The organism is Coraliomargarita algicola, assembly GCF_033878955.1.
GTDB lineage: Bacteria > Verrucomicrobiota > Verrucomicrobiia > Opitutales > Coraliomargaritaceae > Thalassobacterium > Thalassobacterium algicola.
The window spans coordinates 1,005,064-1,021,886 of sequence record NZ_CP138858.1; the positions used below are offsets into that span (position 1 = coordinate 1,005,064).

General features: G+C 50.5%; 17 protein-coding genes. 6 read left to right on the forward strand and 11 right to left on the reverse strand.

Features of this window, described 5'->3' with window-relative positions:
• Positions 1 to 4: 4 nt before the first annotated feature.
• Entirely contained in the window at positions 5 to 1,102 is a 1,098-nt protein-coding gene (locus SH580_RS03810) for a hypothetical protein (protein WP_319833687.1), read from the reverse strand.
• Positions 1,103 to 1,124: 22 nt separating this feature from the next.
• Positions 1,125 to 1,424 carry an STAS domain-containing protein gene (locus SH580_RS03815; protein WP_319833688.1) on the reverse strand — a complete coding sequence of 100 codons (300 nt, stop codon included), beginning with the start codon at positions 1,422 to 1,424 and terminating at the stop codon, positions 1,125 to 1,127.
• A gap of 320 nt (positions 1,425 to 1,744) precedes the next feature.
• Between SH580_RS03815 and SH580_RS03820 the strand changes: the two genes are divergently transcribed.
• Genes SH580_RS03820 through SH580_RS03835 form a run of 4 tightly spaced genes read left to right on the forward strand, consistent with a single transcriptional unit; the run spans position 1,745 to position 6,495 of the window.
• The gene (locus SH580_RS03820; protein ID WP_319833689.1) at positions 1,745 to 4,060 is read left to right on the forward strand and encodes a tetratricopeptide repeat protein; all 2,316 of its coding nucleotides are present in this window, start codon (positions 1,745 to 1,747) and stop codon (positions 4,058 to 4,060) included.
• A 9-nt stretch (positions 4,061 to 4,069) separates the two neighbouring features.
• Positions 4,070 to 4,978, forward strand: a complete 909-nt coding sequence (locus SH580_RS03825; RefSeq protein WP_319833690.1) for an exosortase/archaeosortase family protein — start codon at positions 4,070 to 4,072, stop codon at positions 4,976 to 4,978.
• 3 nt (positions 4,979 to 4,981) lie between these two features.
• The gene (locus SH580_RS03830) at positions 4,982 to 6,088 is read left to right on the forward strand and encodes an FUSC family protein (protein ID WP_319833691.1); all 1,107 of its coding nucleotides are present in this window, start codon (positions 4,982 to 4,984) and stop codon (positions 6,086 to 6,088) included.
• Between the two features lie 41 nt (positions 6,089 to 6,129).
• Entirely contained in the window at positions 6,130 to 6,495 is a 366-nt protein-coding gene (locus SH580_RS03835) for a hypothetical protein (RefSeq protein ID WP_319833692.1), read from the forward strand.
• 27 nt (positions 6,496 to 6,522) lie between these two features.
• Here the strand turns inward: SH580_RS03835 and SH580_RS03840 are convergent, their stop codons facing one another.
• From SH580_RS03840 to SH580_RS03880, 9 genes are all read right to left on the reverse strand, one after another.
• The gene (locus SH580_RS03840) at positions 6,523 to 7,272 is read right to left on the reverse strand and encodes a Rossmann-fold NAD(P)-binding domain-containing protein (RefSeq protein ID WP_319833693.1); all 750 of its coding nucleotides are present in this window, start codon (positions 7,270 to 7,272) and stop codon (positions 6,523 to 6,525) included.
• Positions 7,269 to 7,946, reverse strand: coding sequence for an NAD(P)H-binding protein (locus SH580_RS03845; RefSeq protein ID WP_319833694.1), 678 nt, complete (start codon positions 7,944 to 7,946; stop codon positions 7,269 to 7,271). The genes SH580_RS03840 and SH580_RS03845 overlap by 4 nt, the downstream gene beginning before the upstream one ends.
• 21 nt (positions 7,947 to 7,967) lie before the next feature.
• Positions 7,968 to 8,450 (reverse strand): Dps family protein, encoded by a 483-nt coding sequence (locus SH580_RS03850; protein WP_319833695.1) that lies wholly within the window; start codon positions 8,448 to 8,450, stop codon positions 7,968 to 7,970.
• Positions 8,451 to 8,574: 124 nt separating this feature from the next.
• Positions 8,575 to 9,471 (reverse strand): hypothetical protein, encoded by an 897-nt coding sequence (locus SH580_RS03855; protein WP_319833696.1) that lies wholly within the window; start codon positions 9,469 to 9,471, stop codon positions 8,575 to 8,577.
• 68 nt (positions 9,472 to 9,539) lie between these two features.
• A complete protein-coding gene (locus tag SH580_RS03860) occupies positions 9,540 to 9,905 on the reverse strand; it encodes a nucleotide pyrophosphohydrolase (protein ID WP_319833697.1) in 366 nt (121 codons plus the stop codon).
• Between the two features lie 19 nt (positions 9,906 to 9,924).
• The gene (gene metG / locus SH580_RS03865) at positions 9,925 to 11,463 is read right to left on the reverse strand and encodes a methionine--tRNA ligase (RefSeq protein ID WP_319833698.1); all 1,539 of its coding nucleotides are present in this window, start codon (positions 11,461 to 11,463) and stop codon (positions 9,925 to 9,927) included.
• A gap of 85 nt (positions 11,464 to 11,548) precedes the next feature.
• Entirely contained in the window at positions 11,549 to 13,108 is a 1,560-nt protein-coding gene (locus SH580_RS03870) for an endonuclease/exonuclease/phosphatase family protein (protein WP_319833699.1), read from the reverse strand.
• Positions 13,096 to 13,929: a 1,4-dihydroxy-2-naphthoyl-CoA synthase gene (gene menB, locus SH580_RS03875; RefSeq protein WP_319833700.1), complete on the reverse strand. Its 834-nt coding sequence runs from the start codon at positions 13,927 to 13,929 to the stop codon at positions 13,096 to 13,098. The genes SH580_RS03870 and menB overlap by 13 nt, the downstream gene beginning before the upstream one ends.
• A gap of 46 nt (positions 13,930 to 13,975) precedes the next feature.
• Entirely contained in the window at positions 13,976 to 14,197 is a 222-nt protein-coding gene (locus SH580_RS03880) for a SlyX family protein (protein WP_319833701.1), read from the reverse strand.
• Between the two features lie 369 nt (positions 14,198 to 14,566).
• Between SH580_RS03880 and SH580_RS03885 the strand changes: the two genes are divergently transcribed.
• On the forward strand, positions 14,567 to 15,709 hold the full coding sequence (locus SH580_RS03885) for a type IV pilus twitching motility protein PilT (RefSeq protein WP_319833702.1): 1,143 nt from the start codon (positions 14,567 to 14,569) through the stop codon (positions 15,707 to 15,709).
• A 7-nt stretch (positions 15,710 to 15,716) separates the two neighbouring features.
• Positions 15,717 to 16,817 (forward strand): type IV pilus twitching motility protein PilT, encoded by a 1,101-nt coding sequence (locus SH580_RS03890; protein ID WP_319833703.1) that lies wholly within the window; start codon positions 15,717 to 15,719, stop codon positions 16,815 to 16,817.
• The last annotated feature ends 6 nt before the right edge of the window (positions 16,818 to 16,823 follow it).

Consider the following 16,823-nt stretch of genomic DNA (forward strand, 5'->3'; position numbering starts at 1 on the left):
TGGGTTAACTATAATAGCCCCACCAACGCGTGTAGTGTTGAGCGGCGGTTTGAATGTTCGCTAAAGAACGCCCCAGGAATCGGCCTGCGCTTGTCAAATCAGATGGCTCCGACAGTAGACTCAACAAGGCACGCTGCAAAGCACCACGTGGGTAGTCTTTACGGGGCGACAGGTGCCCCCCTCGTTTCATTTGATCGCGCAGGGCGAGCAAGTAGTTGCGCAGGCTGCTCGTTTCAGGGAAAAGTTTACCAGAGTAGCGAGTATAGTCTGAAGACTTACGAAATGACTGCCCCAGTCGCTGACTCTCCACTTCGAGAAAGCACGCACGCCAGATCTCAGTCAGCACTGTTTGAGTCGCGTGCAAGACATCCAGTTCCGGAGTTTGAGTCGGCTGGAGCTTAAAGGCCGTGCCCTCTTGATGTAGCTCCACGATGCGCGGGTCGATGCCTGTTTCCAATTGTAGCAAGGCCTGGCGCTCACGCACGTAGGGACGGTATTTACCTCGAATCGTCAACAAAGCGTCCCCCAACGCCAACTTGGCCTTCGCCTGATTACGATGCACCACGCTGAGGTTCTGGCCGGCGGCGAGATCCGCCTTCGCGAAAAATAAACCTGAACCACGGTTCCAGAGCAAGCGAGTCGCCTCAATCACTGCAATGCTCTCCGCCTGTGCGAGCGGTAAAAAAGGTGCCAGATAATCTTTGGGGCCCATGATTTGGGTATGCGCCGTCACCAGATCAAAAAACATCATTGATCCGGGAGTGGCCTCCAGATCCGTTCGAGGTAAGCACTTGCCCTCAACATCAATGCCCAAGCGCTCGCTTTCCTCGCGCTCCCACTGCTGAACCGCGTCATTTAAAACGACATTCCCCGGTTCATTAGTGAAAATGAAATAGTCTAAATCATTAAAAAACGCGGGAGCCCCCTTTGCATCGCTGGCAATGCCCCCTTCACCTCGACCATAACCACCGCCCAACACGATTGCCTCGGGACTAGCCGCACCTAAGCCTGAAAAATACGCGCGGGTCCGTTCAAAATGTGCTTCGAGTGCAACATGCAACGAATCTGGTAATGGCACAGCAGATAACTGGGCAGATGGCATACGTCTAAAGTTTAATGCGAGTTTATTCCGGTTCGATTTCTAAAATACGATGTAAGCGGAGTAACTCTAACACACTTAAGACGGTCGGCGTGGGCTTGCGTAGGGTCAGCTTCTGATCGACTTGCTTATAGAAAAACAACAAGGCACCGATGCCAGAGCTATCGATAAAATTCACCTGAGAGATATCGACCACAGCACGCTCGCGCCCTTCCAAGCTGAGCGCCTGCAAAGCTGCCTTAATTTCGGTGGCATTTGATGCATCCAAAGCTTCCACCGACAGGGTGACCTCCAGTGTTTTATCGGTAAATGCGGTACTGATCATAGGTATGTAATATTTACCGACAAATTAAATTAGGTGAAGTTAAGTGCAACTAAAAAGGATGATTCCAAGTGTCGGCTTACTTTTAACTAATAGATACACTCTAGTCTGTCCGCAGTATAATGACGTAGTTGAGCGTTTTTAATATTTATTTACGTTCGAGCCCGTAGACTTGAGAACACTGTACCGATAAACATACACATGCGTGCCCCCCCCCCCCCCCCACACACACACACGGAGTGTCGCTCAAATGACATTCTGATTGATTAGTTAAGAAAGAAACAGTTACGTATTTGATTCACTTGGGAATCGAAAGAAATATTATGCCAGCAGATAAGAAGAAGAAAATATTCGGAGCCAAAATGTTTCTTTTGGTCGCACTCATAGTGCTTGTCCTCGGTGCGATGGGTGCCGTCATCTACTACGTTTCTAAGAATTACCGCCAACTGGAAGACTTCAATGAAGCAGTGAGCGCATTCAATAGTCAGGACTGGGAACTAGCTGAGAAAAAACTCATGGCTGCCATCGCGGCGGATCCCAACAACGAAGATGTCGTTTCGAAGCTGGCAACCGTCAACGAAAAGCTAGGTAACTGGACCGAAGCAGGCCTGTTTTGGTCACGCGCTGCGGAATTAAATGCCTTCAAGCCTGAATATGCAGAACAAGCCGCCAACGCGTTCTTTCGCTCTGGCGATGTGCAATTGTTACAAGAAGAGCTCCGCTCTGCACAACCCTTTAAAACCGACCGACAGCGCTTGTTGATGGCATTCGTGTATGCTCAGTCAGAGCAGGTGGCCGCCGCTCAAAAAATGATTGATGAGCTGGCCTCCTCTGAGTCCGCAGCAACAGAACTAGGCAAACTAGTAAGCCTACTGATCGAAGAGAGCCCCGAACGCACACCGGAGGCACGCGCAAGCTTTGAAGCTTTGGCACAAGCTGAAGATCCCGCCATTGCACTCTACGCACTCTATACACTGGCCAACGACGCGATCGGGCGCGGCGAGATGCTAAAAGCGCAGGAGTATCTAGAGCGTCGAATGCCGCTCAATTCCAAATTGGCCACGATCAGCTTGGCGAATTTTTACTATATTCAAGGCAAGTCGCAAGAAGCTGCGGCCCTCTACCGCGAACAGGTCGATGAATTGACCCCGATCGAATCGATTCGCTATGCGGAATCTTTAATCGCGCTCAAGGAGGTTGAAGCGCTACAAGAGCTGGCAAAACGATATCGCGTGGGGCGACGGGCAGATATTTTGACCGGCTACTACATGGATGCACTACTGGCCTACGAAGCGGGAGATGGCGCCACCGTCTCGGCCAAGCTTGAGGCGCTGGGCGATGAATTACCAGTCACCCCCGTCGCACAGATGTTGTCAGTTTATGATGCCGTTCAACGCAAAGATGCAAAAGAAATCATTAATCTACTCAAAGCATTTCCCTATGATGCCCATGAGCGGCTAGCCACCTATGTCACTCTAATTCGACCATTGGTGTTGGAGCTAATGACCCAGAATAACTTAACCGAGGCAGCGCAAATCGCCGAACTACTCAACATTCGTAATTTTGAAGATGTCATCTTCACGCTGGCGCAAATTGGAAATGCGGCACAAAAACAACTGTTATCACGCATCGACTTAGATCAAGCGCTGGAGGCCTATCCCGAAGAGCCTCGGCTCTGGTCCATCGCAGCGGACTTCCACCTTCGCAATGAAAACTATTTAGAAGCACAGCAAGCCAGCCAGCGATTGCTAAAACTGATTCCCGGTAGCATCTCGGGCCAATTACAAAATATAGCAGCCTTGGAATCATTGAAGCAAATCGACCAAGCTGCCACTACCTTTGAAGCGCTGTACCACGCCCATCCCACCGATCGCAGGGTCCTGATCCAGTATCTGGCATTCTGCTCGCGCAATCAACTCGCTACGAATTTATCAGACTTGCTCAATGCACTTAAAGATCACTCCGAGCATTCCCCTGCGGGTGCCACAATGCTCGCCGAAGCTGAACTGGCCCAACTTGCTGGCGACCGCGAGAAATTGCATTCCGTACTCATACAAGTCGCCGAGGACCCTCAGTTAGTGGCCAACTCTGAAAATGCAGCCATACTCTATCGCACAGCACATATGCTCGCGACCAACGATTATGAAGCCCCGGCAATCAAAGTGTACCGTAAACTACTACCACTGGCTCCCAACTCAGTGCCAGTGCTCGTGAACCTCTCCGAACTCTATGCAACTCTAGCGGAGCAAAACTCGGACGACTCTGCTGCCCAAGAGGCTCTTAAGCTGGCACAACAAGCCTATACCGCCGCACCGGAATCAGCAATCGCTCGCGAATGTTACGCGATCAGACTCCATGAAAGCGGCGCGCACGAAGAAGCTCAGAAACTGCTTCTTAATTTAATTCAACAAGGTGCCGAGTCTGCACGGATTCGCGATGCGTGGAAGGGCTCAATGGAGCAAATGATACAAGCGCTCGCAGCCAAGAACGAGATCTACAACCGCTCCAACTTATGCCAGGCTTTGCTGAATGAGTTCCCCAACAATCCAATCGCCACTCAAAACTTACAAGCGATTCAACTGGAACTTCAACGCCGTGCCACCGAAGCAAAAGATGCAACTAAGGAAGCATCCCAATAAATCAATCACATGCTTGGTCACTCAAACAGTTTAGGTGAATTCTGGTGGCGCTTACGACGCTGGACACATGAATTCCCACTGACATGTCTCATCATCGTCGTCGTATTGCTCTATGCTGCGGCACAAATCGCATTTTTTACAACCTCCAGAGAAAATGCGATTCCGCTGTGGATATTAGCACTGGTGCTGGCATGGCGAGCCATGGAGTCCATGCAACATCGCGACGTTTTTGACCTGCGCTCCCAAATAGGTGCATGGATCCTGATCGCACTCGTGCCATTCGCATTACAACTACCCGGTGGAAGCGAGTTACGAATTGGAGTCCGTTGCGCCATGATGCTATTAGCGATGTCGGTGATCACTTATAGTAATGCATTGCAAGGTACTTTACGTCTGATGCCTGTGCTGCTGTTGACTCTGGTAATCATACCAGTGCAAGAACAGCTATTTCTAGCGGTGAGTTATCCTCTACGATTAATCTCCACTATGCTGACTGTAGAAACGCTGCAAATGTTCGGCGGCGACCTCTCCTATCACTTGACGACGATTCAATTGGGAGAAATTCAACTAGCCATTACAGATGCCTGCAGTGGCATTGCACAATTAGCCGTCTTATTACTGCTTGGATATATCGTAGTGCTCATGAAACAGCATCGCCATCTGGGCCTGGCGACTCTCCATTACCTCGCACTCTTGCCAGTGGTCATTTTTGCCAATGCCATCCGACTCGTCATCACCATATTATTGTTTTACGCCATCGGAGAAAAGGCTTTTGGAAACACCTACCATGCAAGTTTAGGCTATGTCTTTGTGATTTTAGCGACTTATTTGTTCTACGCAATTGGCGGACTCTTCCCAAGCCAAACTCCTTCCGAAGAAACGCCTGAAACGCAGAGAACCATTCAAACCAAAGATTGAATCATGCCTCGCTACTTAAGGTTCATTTTACTATTTATCGGCTTCGTTCCTTATGGAGCTAAACTTCCCTACATGTTCCTGGCATGGCGTGATTCGCCACAAGATCGCTTTGACTGGATTTTTGTCGCGCTATTCACAGTATTGTTCCCTCTGGTCTGGCTTCTGACACGCAAACGGCAGGAAGTCGCCACAGTGGATTATACTGTTTTAATTGTATTAATCCCGTCCTTGATCGGCTATGCGATCACGATGTATGCAGCAATTAATGCGCTCCAAATCATTTGCGGCATCTCTATCGCATTTTCAGTCTTTTGGCTGATATATGGGGGGCAAAACGCCTACCGGGTCTTGCCCAGCTTCGGTTTGCTGTTCCTCGGAGTGACCAGCACCACCTATTGGATTAATTACTATGTAGGCGATCCTGGCATGATGTCAGGCTACATCATTAAGTTTGCAACGGCTCTGATTCTACTGGCATGGCTCACTCTTAACATATTGTGGGAGCGCAAGGTTCAGACGCGTAGCCTGCTGTATTCCGGTGCGGTTTGTTTAACCTTGCTCTACATCTGGCAAAGCGAGGAATCCTCATCCGAGCAAGGCGCGCCCGTGGTACTCGAACTCTCAGCAGGCAAGTCAGGCACCTACCTAGGACAATCCCAGGAAGTGACCGAAAGTGACATCCGCTTCTTCGGTGAAGATAGTGAGATTGAAAAATATTACTATATCGGCGACTCCGACGGAATCTACATTTTAGCCCTCACATGCGGCAGTAAGATCAACTCGATTCATCCTGCCAGCCACTGCTTACGTACTTCAGGTTGGACGATTCACTCGGAAGAAATATTCAAGACTACGCTCGATGAGGACACTGTCTATATCAGCGAAATTGTGGCGGAGTCGCAAAACATGACCTATCTTTTTTGGGTTTGGTATACAAATCCAGAGTTCTCAACGGGAAGTTTTGTGCATTTTCGTAAGGAATGGAAACGCAACGTCACTTGGAATACGTATCAATTAATGATTCCTCTGAATGATAAAGAGGATCCCCAAGCATTGATTAAAGCACGCAAGGAAATACAGTCGCTGATCAAGACCCTCGCAGCCGACTAAGCGCCGTAAGCAACATCGAACGTTTATCCACTTTACAGATCATGATCGACCACGACATCCGCACACAAAGTCAATTGCTTGACGCAAAGCAACGCTTATTGGGGGCGATTCAAAATGACCGCGGTGTAGACCTTGCTGAAATTGATTATTTGAAAATTGAGATACAGGAAACGAAACAAGCGCGACGTTCCAACAGCATGCCCTTTTTCGGCATGGCCTTGGTGATCCTGATCTTTTCAGGTGCAGGTAATTCAGGAATGACCCAATTCTTTGGCGGTTTGGCTGGGGTCATCTTTCTGATCATTGCTGTTTTAATCGTTAAAAAGTATACTCAGAGCCTACGAACTTTAAGCAATAAACTGGCCTCGCTCCGATCCGCGACAGAGTCATCCACACTTGCCGAATAGATCTCCAAAAAGATTGACCAAATCCATTTACAATCTTGCTAGATGTCGACTGAAAGCCCGCATCACCCAAGCGTGCAGTGGCGCTTGAGTGACGGAATAAATATACCATGGCAGCTTAGGCGCAAATCCATGAATTGAGGCAATGATACAGTTGCTGGAAGGGAATAAGCGAAATTCGAATCGCCCAGGTGGCTCTACGGGGGCAGCCAAATACCCGCCAGAGATGTAATAGGCACAACGGCGCTTATTGTGTAGAGTCCAAGGCGTGGGCGTGAGCTCAAGAAGTTTCAAGCGCCTGAAAAATGTATAGAAGCGCACCACTCCATCGGCATCAGTTTCGGCATGGATCAAGTTTGCAAAGGTGCGACTCAGCCAGCGGCCGTATTCTTGCGATATTTGCTGCGCATCCAGCACCGCGGGGAGTGGCATCCGCTGCACGGATCGCACTCGTTTATCACGCCGAATTTGCTTCGCATCAACTGTTTGAACCTGAGTCCGTGGGTGAGATAATGGCTTGCCATCCTGATCGACCGCCTTGGCTAAAGAATCCTCTAAGCTCAGTAAACCACAAGAAATTCGCTCCAAGAGCGGATTGGGTCTAGCACGTAAATCATGCCGCAGACTCTCTTGTAAAGGACCGACCAACGCGACAGGCACTCGCCCAAAATGCGCCACCCAGCGTCTGGATAAAGCCAGTAGATGCCAGGGGATGTTAAACGCACGCACCGGTTTTCCGAGAATGGCTCCTGTATTAAGGATCAGTTCACGATAGGTCATAGGCGCATGGCCCCCGAGGTCATATATGGCCCCACCCCTAGACTCGGCTCTGTTAGACAACACTCGAATGCCTCACACACATTCTGGATATCGATCGAATGCGTCTTCGAACACACCCATGCGGGCAGGAGCATGATCGGCAATGCATTGACCAGATTGATCAACATTGAAAACGAGGAGCCGCCGGGCCCGAAAATTAGCCCAGCTCGCAGAACTGTCACTTTGACCGAGCGACTTTTCAACACATGCTCCACCTCTAAGCGACTACGCAGATGTGGCGACAAGTCTTCATCTCCCTCTGGCATTAAGCCGCTGAGGTATATGACATGTTTCAAGCCCGCGCTCTCAGCCGCACGTATAAAGTTGTCTGCAAGTAGCAAGTCAGTGTCCTCAAACGCGCCCTGCATCAAACGTGAAGAGGGAGCCATGGAATGCACCAGATAGAGCCCAAGCTCACAGCCTTTAAGTGCTTCTGACACTTGAGGGAGTGAATACAAATCACAATGGGTCCACTCAGTTGAGTGGGACTGCCCGGCCTGCGCGACGATATTAGGGCTGCGCGTAAGTGCGCGAAAACAAAACACCTCAGACAAGTGACGTCTGAGGTGTGTTCCTACGAAGCCGCTGGCACCTGCGACGGCGACCAATGGCTTGTTGGACTGAATCTTGTTCAAGGAGAGTTGGGTTGCTGGCCTTTATGCCAAATAACTATTCAACATCCAAATCGTCTTTTCATGCACTTGAATACGCGCAATCATCACGTCCTCGGTTTGGTCGTCACCGGCATCACCAGCTGCATCGCGGGCACTTTTCAGATCAGTTACCAACTTCTGGTTCAAAGTCAGCAAGTGCTGCACCATTTCTGTGGCGGATGAATCTTCGGCGATTTCCTTAGTACCGGCCATCTTTGCCAAATTGCCTAGGCCACCAGGCGCGAGTGCACCTAATGCACGAATACGCTCTGCAATCTCATCAATCGCGGCAAACAACTCAGTGTACTGCTCTTCAAATGCGGCATGCAGCGCAAAAAAGGAGGGGCCACGAACATTCCAATGGCAAATGTGCGTTTGAGCCAGCAGTGCATAGCTATCAGCAACAACCAGACGCAAGGCTTCAACCACGGGGGCTGATGTCTCTGCTGTTTTTACGGAGGGGGATTTTGATTTCTTTTTAGCCATGCACGAACCATAGCAAAGCGATTCATAAAATCAAACGAATGGGGAATTAAAATAAAGATTCTGCCTAATCTTCACCACTCACCTAAGACAAGTCGAACGTACCTCATAGCTCAACATCGCTGCGTCATAAGCTGCGCCGCATGCCTAAGGCTAAAGTCAACGCGCCCACCCCGAGTAGCAAAGCTCCGGCTGAAGCTTCAGGCACTGGAGCGACTTCCTCATTCTCGTCAATAAAAGCCTGTATTTCGCTTTGATAGTTCGGTAGAAAGCTGAGCCCACTAATCTCAGTTTCACCATCACTGAGTGTGCCCACAAACCAATTGATACCTACAATAGTTAACTCGCCCCCTTCAAGGATCATCGCGGGTGCCCCAGAGTCTCCAAGTGAAAACTGACTTTCATATACGATACCAGGATCATCAAATGTCATGACAATGGCATCTCCCGTCGAGCCTGCGAAAGTCTGCTCAGGATAAAATATATTAATATTATTATGACCGACCGCCATGTCCAAACTAGTTGCATAATCACCTTCAGAGCGACCAAAGGTCAGCGCATTGGGTCCTGTAATCGCGGTAGGGACTTCACTGCTAATGGTTGCCGTAGAAATGTTATAATACGCATAGTCATCAGGTAGGGATGTATCCAAAGTGCCCACACGAATATCTGTATCTCCTATCTGCATTGTCGTTTCGATCGACGCGGTAAACGAGCCACCTAGCGCGGAGTTTGTTTGATAAAAAGTTACTGATTGCCCCACATTGGGCGCGAAGTGATGTGCCGTAATAAATACATTGGGGCTAATCATCGTGACCCAGCGTCCACCATCATCTCCCGTAAACGCGGGCCCTTGACTGGTATTAGCAATGGCGACCCCGGACAGGTCCAGACCTGCTGCGAAAAATGACGCATCATCCATGAAACGGTCATTCGTCAAAGGCGTATAGTCAATTATGTTGATCGCTGCAAATATGCTTGCGGGTAGGCATAATCCCAGCGCCTGAATTAGTTTAAACGGCAAAGTCCACATACACCTATAAGTACACCATCAATAATAACAGTCAACAGGAGCCCTAATACGAGTTTGATTTAAAGCTCGGTATACTTCACACTGCGCCCTTTAGCCTTTTCGACGGGATACTTTTCTCCGTTTAGCTGCATCTTTTTTTCAATGATCGCAGCGATATCCAGGCCCGCAACATTGGCAAATTCGATGGCGTAGATAAACACGTCGGCCAATTCTTCTTCTACTTTTGTCCGTAACTTTCCGCTCGCAATGTCGCTGCGCGACGCCTCGCTGCCTTGCCAAAGGAAATGTTCCATCAGCTCGGCAGCTTCGGCAGAAATTGCCATCGAAAGGTTCTTGGGCGAGTGAAATTGCTCCCAGTCCCGCTCTTTGGCAAAAGCGAGCACACGGTCTTTGATTTCTTGAATCTGAGTGTCGCTGTCGTTCATCGCGGTAAGCTGAAGCGCGCTAGGCCTTGCGCTCGGGACGTGGAAATAAAATTGCCTTCTCCCCCAGAGCCTTACCTTCGAGCGTATTGCCCCACTCTAACTGCCCTTCGAGGCGATCAAAGTCATCCGCGCCAATCAGGCCACGAATCTTATTCGAAATCTCTGGCATCACTGGTGTGAGCATCACTACAGCCAACCGTAGTGCTTCGGCCATGGTCGCTAGCGAAGTGCGCAACGCTGCCTGATCGGCCGCCGCTTCGGACTTTGCCAATTTCCATGGTGCGCGCGTCTCTGCATAGCGGTTGATTCCGGAAACAAAAGTGAAAATACGGTCCAGCGCCTTATGGAACTGGAAGTCCTCAAACAGTGGGATCAGTTCGGCACCGGTCGTCGCCCAGAGTGCTTTTAACTCTTTTTCGGGCGTGTCCTCGATTTCAGCAGCAGGCACTTTGCCCTCGGCATAACGTCCACCCATGTTGAGCAGACGACTGACCAAATTACCCAAATCGTTGGCAAGATCACTATTATAGCGACTCATAAACAGCTCGATCGAAAACTCGGAGTCTTGTCCGACATTCATTTCGCGAGTCACGAAGTAGCGGAAGGCATCGGCTCCAAATTGATCAATTAAATCGAGCGGATTGACCACTTCCCCGGTGCTCTTCGACATTTTAGAGCCTGAGCTCAGCCACCAGCCATGGACAAGGAAGTGCTTAGGCAGTTCGATACCGAGCGCTTTGAGCATAATGGGCCAATAAACCGCATGTGGGGGCACCAGAATGTCTTTTCCAATGACATGATAATCCGCAGGCCAGTGTTGTTCGAACTCATCGGTTCCATAGCCCGCCGCAGTGATGTAGTTGGTCAAGGCATCAAACCAAACATAGGTGACAAAATCGGAGTCAAATGGTAGCTCAATCCCCCACTCCAGGCGCTCCTTCGGGCGGGAAATGCAGAGATCATTGAGCGGTTCTTTCAAAAACTGCAGCACATCTGCACTGCGAAAGCGGGGATAGATCATCTGCTCATTGGTCTTGATGGTATCCACCAACCAGTCTTGATACTGAGCCAGCTTAAAGAAGTAATTACTCTCCGTCACCTCAACGACGTCGCCATAGATTTCAGGCCACTTGCCGTCGACTTTTTCTTTCTCCGTCACAAACTGCTCCTGACGAACACTATAGAAGCCATTGTAGTCGGCCTTATAGATTTCCCCTTTGTCGTAGAGCTTCTGTAGAATGTCTTGCACCGCGGCTTTGTGCCGGTCCTGCGTGGTGCGAATATAATCGTCGTTGGAGATGTGCAGCGCAGTGCAAAGCCCTTGAAACTCCGTCGCCAGCCGATCGCACACTTCAATCGGTGCCACGCCTTCTTTTTGTGCCGACATCTGCACTTTTTGCCCGTGCTCATCGAGACCGGTCAGAAACTTGACCTCGTCGCCCATCAAGCGACGAAAGCGTGCGACGATATCCGTCAGCACCTTTTCGTAGGCATGCCCGAGGTGGGGGGAGCCATTGGCATAATCGATTGCGGTAGTGATGTAGAACTTTTTGCTCATAAGAAACCGTGGAACTTGGGTGATTTCCCCAAGGGGCGCAAGCGCGGGATTTGGTAAATGCAACTAAAGCCTGCGAGCAAGCCCGCTACCACTCCCCTAGGATATCTTCAACGATCAACTGACTCTTGCCGTAATAGAAATTGGGCTGCACCACCAAGCGCACTTTGCCCTCATTGTTCTGCTGGTAGCTAGGTAAGCCTCCCGCTTCGATCATACTGCGGTCCGCGTAATAAGCAGGCCACACACGCTCTCCGACTTGGAGCCGGAAGGGGCGAATGCTCTTAACGATAGCATTGACCGTGTAAAGGTGGGCGACATGAGGTGCTAGCTCGCTGTCGCTTAAATCACTTAAAAAGCCGCCATCCTTCAAATCCAGAGTGCCGAGATACTCAGAAACGTTCAACTTTCGCTCGTAATCAGGCGCGTCATCGCCACGGCTCAATTCACCGGTCGCAGCGAAAGCACCGACTTTGAAACGTGCCAACAGTGGCGAGTGGTCGGAATAACCACTGCCCGTTTCCCCTCCAGGGTTCCATTTGATCGGTCGCCCGATCGCATCGGTATTCAGCCCGGGTAAAATTAATTTTTCAAAGCTTCCGTCGATATAACTGATACCGGAGTCGTCGTAGAGCCCGGGAGTGAGGATTAAATGCATGAGCGTGCCGCGGTGCCCGCGCCAAACCTCTGAAAAACGCAACTCGGAGGGCAACTCAAACCATAGATTATAGAGGTCGTTCTGCACGAAGCTTTCGTCCCCGTCTGAACCTAGCACATCGTTGATGCCAGTCTCCATATCGGGATAGAGAATGGAATGATTATAGTGCGAGTTCAAATCGCCTGCGATAATGACATCGGCTTGAGGGTCTGCCGCCAAACGGGCGTCCAGCAAGCGGCGCAATACCAGCGCATTTTCCACCCGGATGTGCTCTCGCTCGGGATTGGAAGCCCCCGACTTCCAGTGATTGACATACACGTAGAGCGGATGCCCCTCCACGTCGATTTCAGCTTCTAAAATATCACGAGCCTGCACCAAGGGGTGCCGTTCCACACTCTGGATGGGGAATTTGGAAAAGATCGCGTTCGTATGTGCGATTCCGGAGTCCATACCACGTGAGGGGGAGGTCACGACTTGATAGCCCTTCAGTCCGGCATCTGCGAGCGATTTGAGCAACCAAGCTGCCGAGGGATAACCCGCATATTCCTCCGACCATTCCTCTCCCAACATTGACGCAATGCTCTGCGCTTGGTGGGTTTTCAAAAAGGCATCATAATCAGCAACTGTAGACTCAGGCGTGAAATCGGCCTCCAGCTCTTCAAACAGGATAATCTCAGGCCCCTCACCTGCATTCACATGCTGGAGCACCTCGGCGATGCCTTCCAACTTCGTCTGAAACTTGCGCCGGGTATAGGCTAAAGCACCGGCATCGGGCCCCATTTTATAGTCGTCAAACATCGCCACACCATCCACGTCGAAGAGGTTTTCGACGTTATAAGTGACCACTGTAAAACTCGTCTCCGGGGCGGAGCGTTGCATCGCAGCCTGCGGAACCGCGTCCGATTTCGCCTCTTTGCCTGTGCAAGCTGTGGCAAATAAACAAGATGCCGCCAAGAGCGGCATTAAGGTTTTATATTTTAGGGCAACCATGGGTATTTTCTGTAATTGGGAGCACGCTTTTCGTTCCAAGCTTTTCGCCCTTCTTCGCCCTCTTCGGTTAAATAATAGAGCAAAGTGGCATTCCCTGCGAGCTCTTGCAAGCCTTGCTGCCCGTCGACATCCGCGTTAAAGGCTGCTTTTAAACAACGAATCGACAGCGGGCTATGCTGCAAAATATCCTGCGCCCACTGCACCCCTTCTTGCTCCAGCTGTTCATAGGGCACGATTTTATTCACCAATCCCATATCCAGTGCTTCTTGAGCATTGTATTGGCGGCATAGATACCAAATCTCGCGCGCTTTCTTGTGCCCGACAATACGTGCCAGATAGCTGGAGCCAAAGCCTCCATCGAAACTTCCGACCTTCGGCCCGGTCTGCCCAAACACTGCATTGTCAGCTGCAATCGTCATATCACACACGACATGCAATACGTGTCCGCCACCGATCGCATACCCTGCCACCAGCGCGATCACCACTTTGGGCATAGAACGAATCAATTTTTGCAGATCCAGGACATTCAGGCGAGGCACCCCATCCTTCCCGACATAGCCCCCGGCCTTGTGCCCGCGAATTTTCTGATCACCGCCCGCACAGAAGGCAAACTTGCCATCGGTTTGCGGGTTAAACCCCGTCAAAAGCACCACGCCGATAGAGGTGTCGTCTTTGGCATCCGCAAAGGCCTCAATCATTTCAGCCACCGTATCTGGCGTGAAAGCATTGCGCCGATGTGGGCGATTGATCGTTACCTTGGCGATACCATCACATTTCTCATAAATGATATCTTCAAACTCGCGGACTTTTTTCCAATTCATGTTGCTAGCTAGAACGGAAAAATCGTCGATGACAACAGTCTTGCGCTCAATAATGTGGCGGTTTTTCGTCGGCAGGCATGTCGCCTGCATGTTGAGAGTTCAACTCCGCCACCGCAGCCAGTTGCGCTTTCTGCTCCTTGGCGACTTTGACCAAGGTATCAATTCGCTGACTCAGACGATACATTTCTGCGTCCTGTTCGGCCACGTGCTTTTCGAGAAACGCGATGCGCGTCTCTAAAGATTTTTGAGCTTCTGAGCTAATATTCATACAGTTGACGGCTAACGGAAGTGATAAAGATTGAATGATCTAGCGTTTACACTCTAAGATCCAAAAATTGAAAAAGGAGATACAATGGTTAGTTCTTCTGGGATTAGAGCGAAAGCTTTTTTCTCTGCAACCCTGTTTGACGGTGGCACAGTCGCTGGGAGACGATGCGGAAATCGTCCCCTTTGCTGAGGAGTTATTAAGGGAAAAAGCCTGTGTGGATTTTGACGCACTGCAGGATTTGGTCGAGTTCGCCTATGCCAAGTCACAAGAAGAGCCTCCCCCCGTGATCCATTTACCCCGCCCACACCCAGCGCTCCCAGCAATGCCCCGGTGTCCCCGGCACGGGTAAAGTTCGAATTACCCGAGTCGATGCCAGATCTCGGCCAGATCAACGAGACTTTAGACCCAGTCAATGCCGCCGATTTTATGCGGCAATTACTCGCCTCGATCCAAGAACTTGGCAGTAGCGACTTACACCTTTGCGCGGGAGCCCGCCCCTTCGTGAGGCACAATGGTGCCTTGCAATACCTGGATCAAAAGCCACTGGAAGCGGCTGCCTCCAAAGTGTTGAACACTGTCTTATTAAACCAGGTTCAGCGAGATGAATTCGAATCCAGTCACGATCTCGACCTCGCCCTGACTCTGGGGCTGCGTAAGCGCTACCGGGTAAACTTGATGCAACATAAAGAGGGCGTGGCGGGGACCTACAGGATTATTCCAAATAAAATCCCACGGCTGAAGGACTTGGGATTTGAGGATCTAGACCCCATCCGAAAATTACTGACCTACCCCAATGGCTTAATCTTAGTCGCAGGGGCAATCTGTTCGGGCAAGAGCGTGACACTTGCCGCTATGATCGACGATATCAACTGTACCCGCGAAGAGCATTTGATCGCGGTGGAAGAACCGATTGAAATTGTCCAAACTTCGAAGTCTTGCCAGATCACACAACGAGAAGTCGGTGTGCATACCCACAGTTTTGCGGGAGCCTTAAAGAGCGCGTTACGCCAAGACCCCGACATCATCGTCATTGGTGAACTGCGTGATTTAGAGACGATCGAAATGGCCATCACCGCCTCTGAAACAGGGCACCTGGTGATCGGCACCCTCCATACCAGTGATGCGGCCAACACCTTGAACCGTGTGCTCGACGTCTTCCCAGCCTCGCAGCAAACTCATATTCGCGTGATGCTCTCACACGCCTTGCGAGGGATCATTTGCCAAAGATTACTCCCCGCGACTGACGGGCATATGGCGCTAGCCTACGAATTATTGCTCAACAACACCGCCGTCCGCACCCTCATCCACGAAAATAAGCCCGAGGGCTTGGTCAATGTGATGGAAACCGGCTCTGCGGAAGGCATGCGACTAATGGACAAGTCCGTCTTATCACTCTGGGAGAGCGATCGTATCAGCGATGATGTGGCACTAAAAAACCTGAAAAGTGAAATGAAGCGTGCGCAACTACGTGAGCTCATCATGCTGCAAAAGCCGACCTATCTAACCACCTGAATGCCTCATGCCAGTCCTCGATAAGTATCTCAACCAGCTGCTGGAAAGAGAAGGATCTGACCTTCACCTATCGGTCGGCACCCCTGTGCGCGCACGTATTGCGGGATCGATTAAAGAGATTAGCGAGGACCCGCTCACCGAGGAAAACTTGAGAGCGATGCTGAAGGAGCTATGTGACGCCGAAAGATGGGCCGAATATGAAAGCTCCAAGGAATTGGACTTCGCTTACGGAATCGATACGGGCGATCGCTTTCGTGCCAATTATTTCTATAACCATTGGGGCATCGCTGCAGTGCTACGTTTAATTCCGGCAGAAATTAAATCCTTTAAATCCCTCCAGCTACCTGAGGTAATTCAAACACTTTGTTTCGCCCGATCAGGTCTGGTCTTCGTAACGGGCCCAACCGGTAGTGGTAAATCCACTACGCTTGCCGCCATGATCGACCTGATCAACGAGCAATCCTGCAAACACATCATTACCATCGAAGATCCGGTGGAGTTTGTGCACCGCAACAAGCAGAGCGTGATCGTGCATCGCGAAGTCGGCGAACACAGCCAGTCGTTTGCCGCAGCGCTGCGCGGTGCGATGCGCGCGGACCCCGACATCTTACTGGTCGGGGAAATGCGCGATGTGCAAACCATTCGACTCGCGCTCAATTGTGCTTCGATGGGCATGCTGGTGTTTGGCACCCTACACACGAATAATGCGCCGATGACGATTGATCGTGTCATTGACGCCTTTCCAGCTGACGAACAGAACCAAGTTAGAACAATGCTTGGATCTAGTCTCAATGGCGTGGTTTCACAGCTTTTATGCAAGAAACATGGCGGCGGACGTATTGCTGCGCACGAGATTTTGCTCAAGCACGATGCTCTGGCGACGTGCATACGAAGTGGGAAAATCAGTCGCATCCGGCAAATCATCGAAAGCAGCATGCAGGATGGCATGATCACCATGGATGCATCCCTGGAGCGCTTATTACAAAACAATCAGATCAGCACTGAAGAAGCCTACATGAAGGCCAGCAACAAGGGCACCTTTGAAAAATACATGCTGGCCCGCGAAGAGCACAATACGGGCAATTTCCCTGATGGCTATGAACTATAGCCGTCA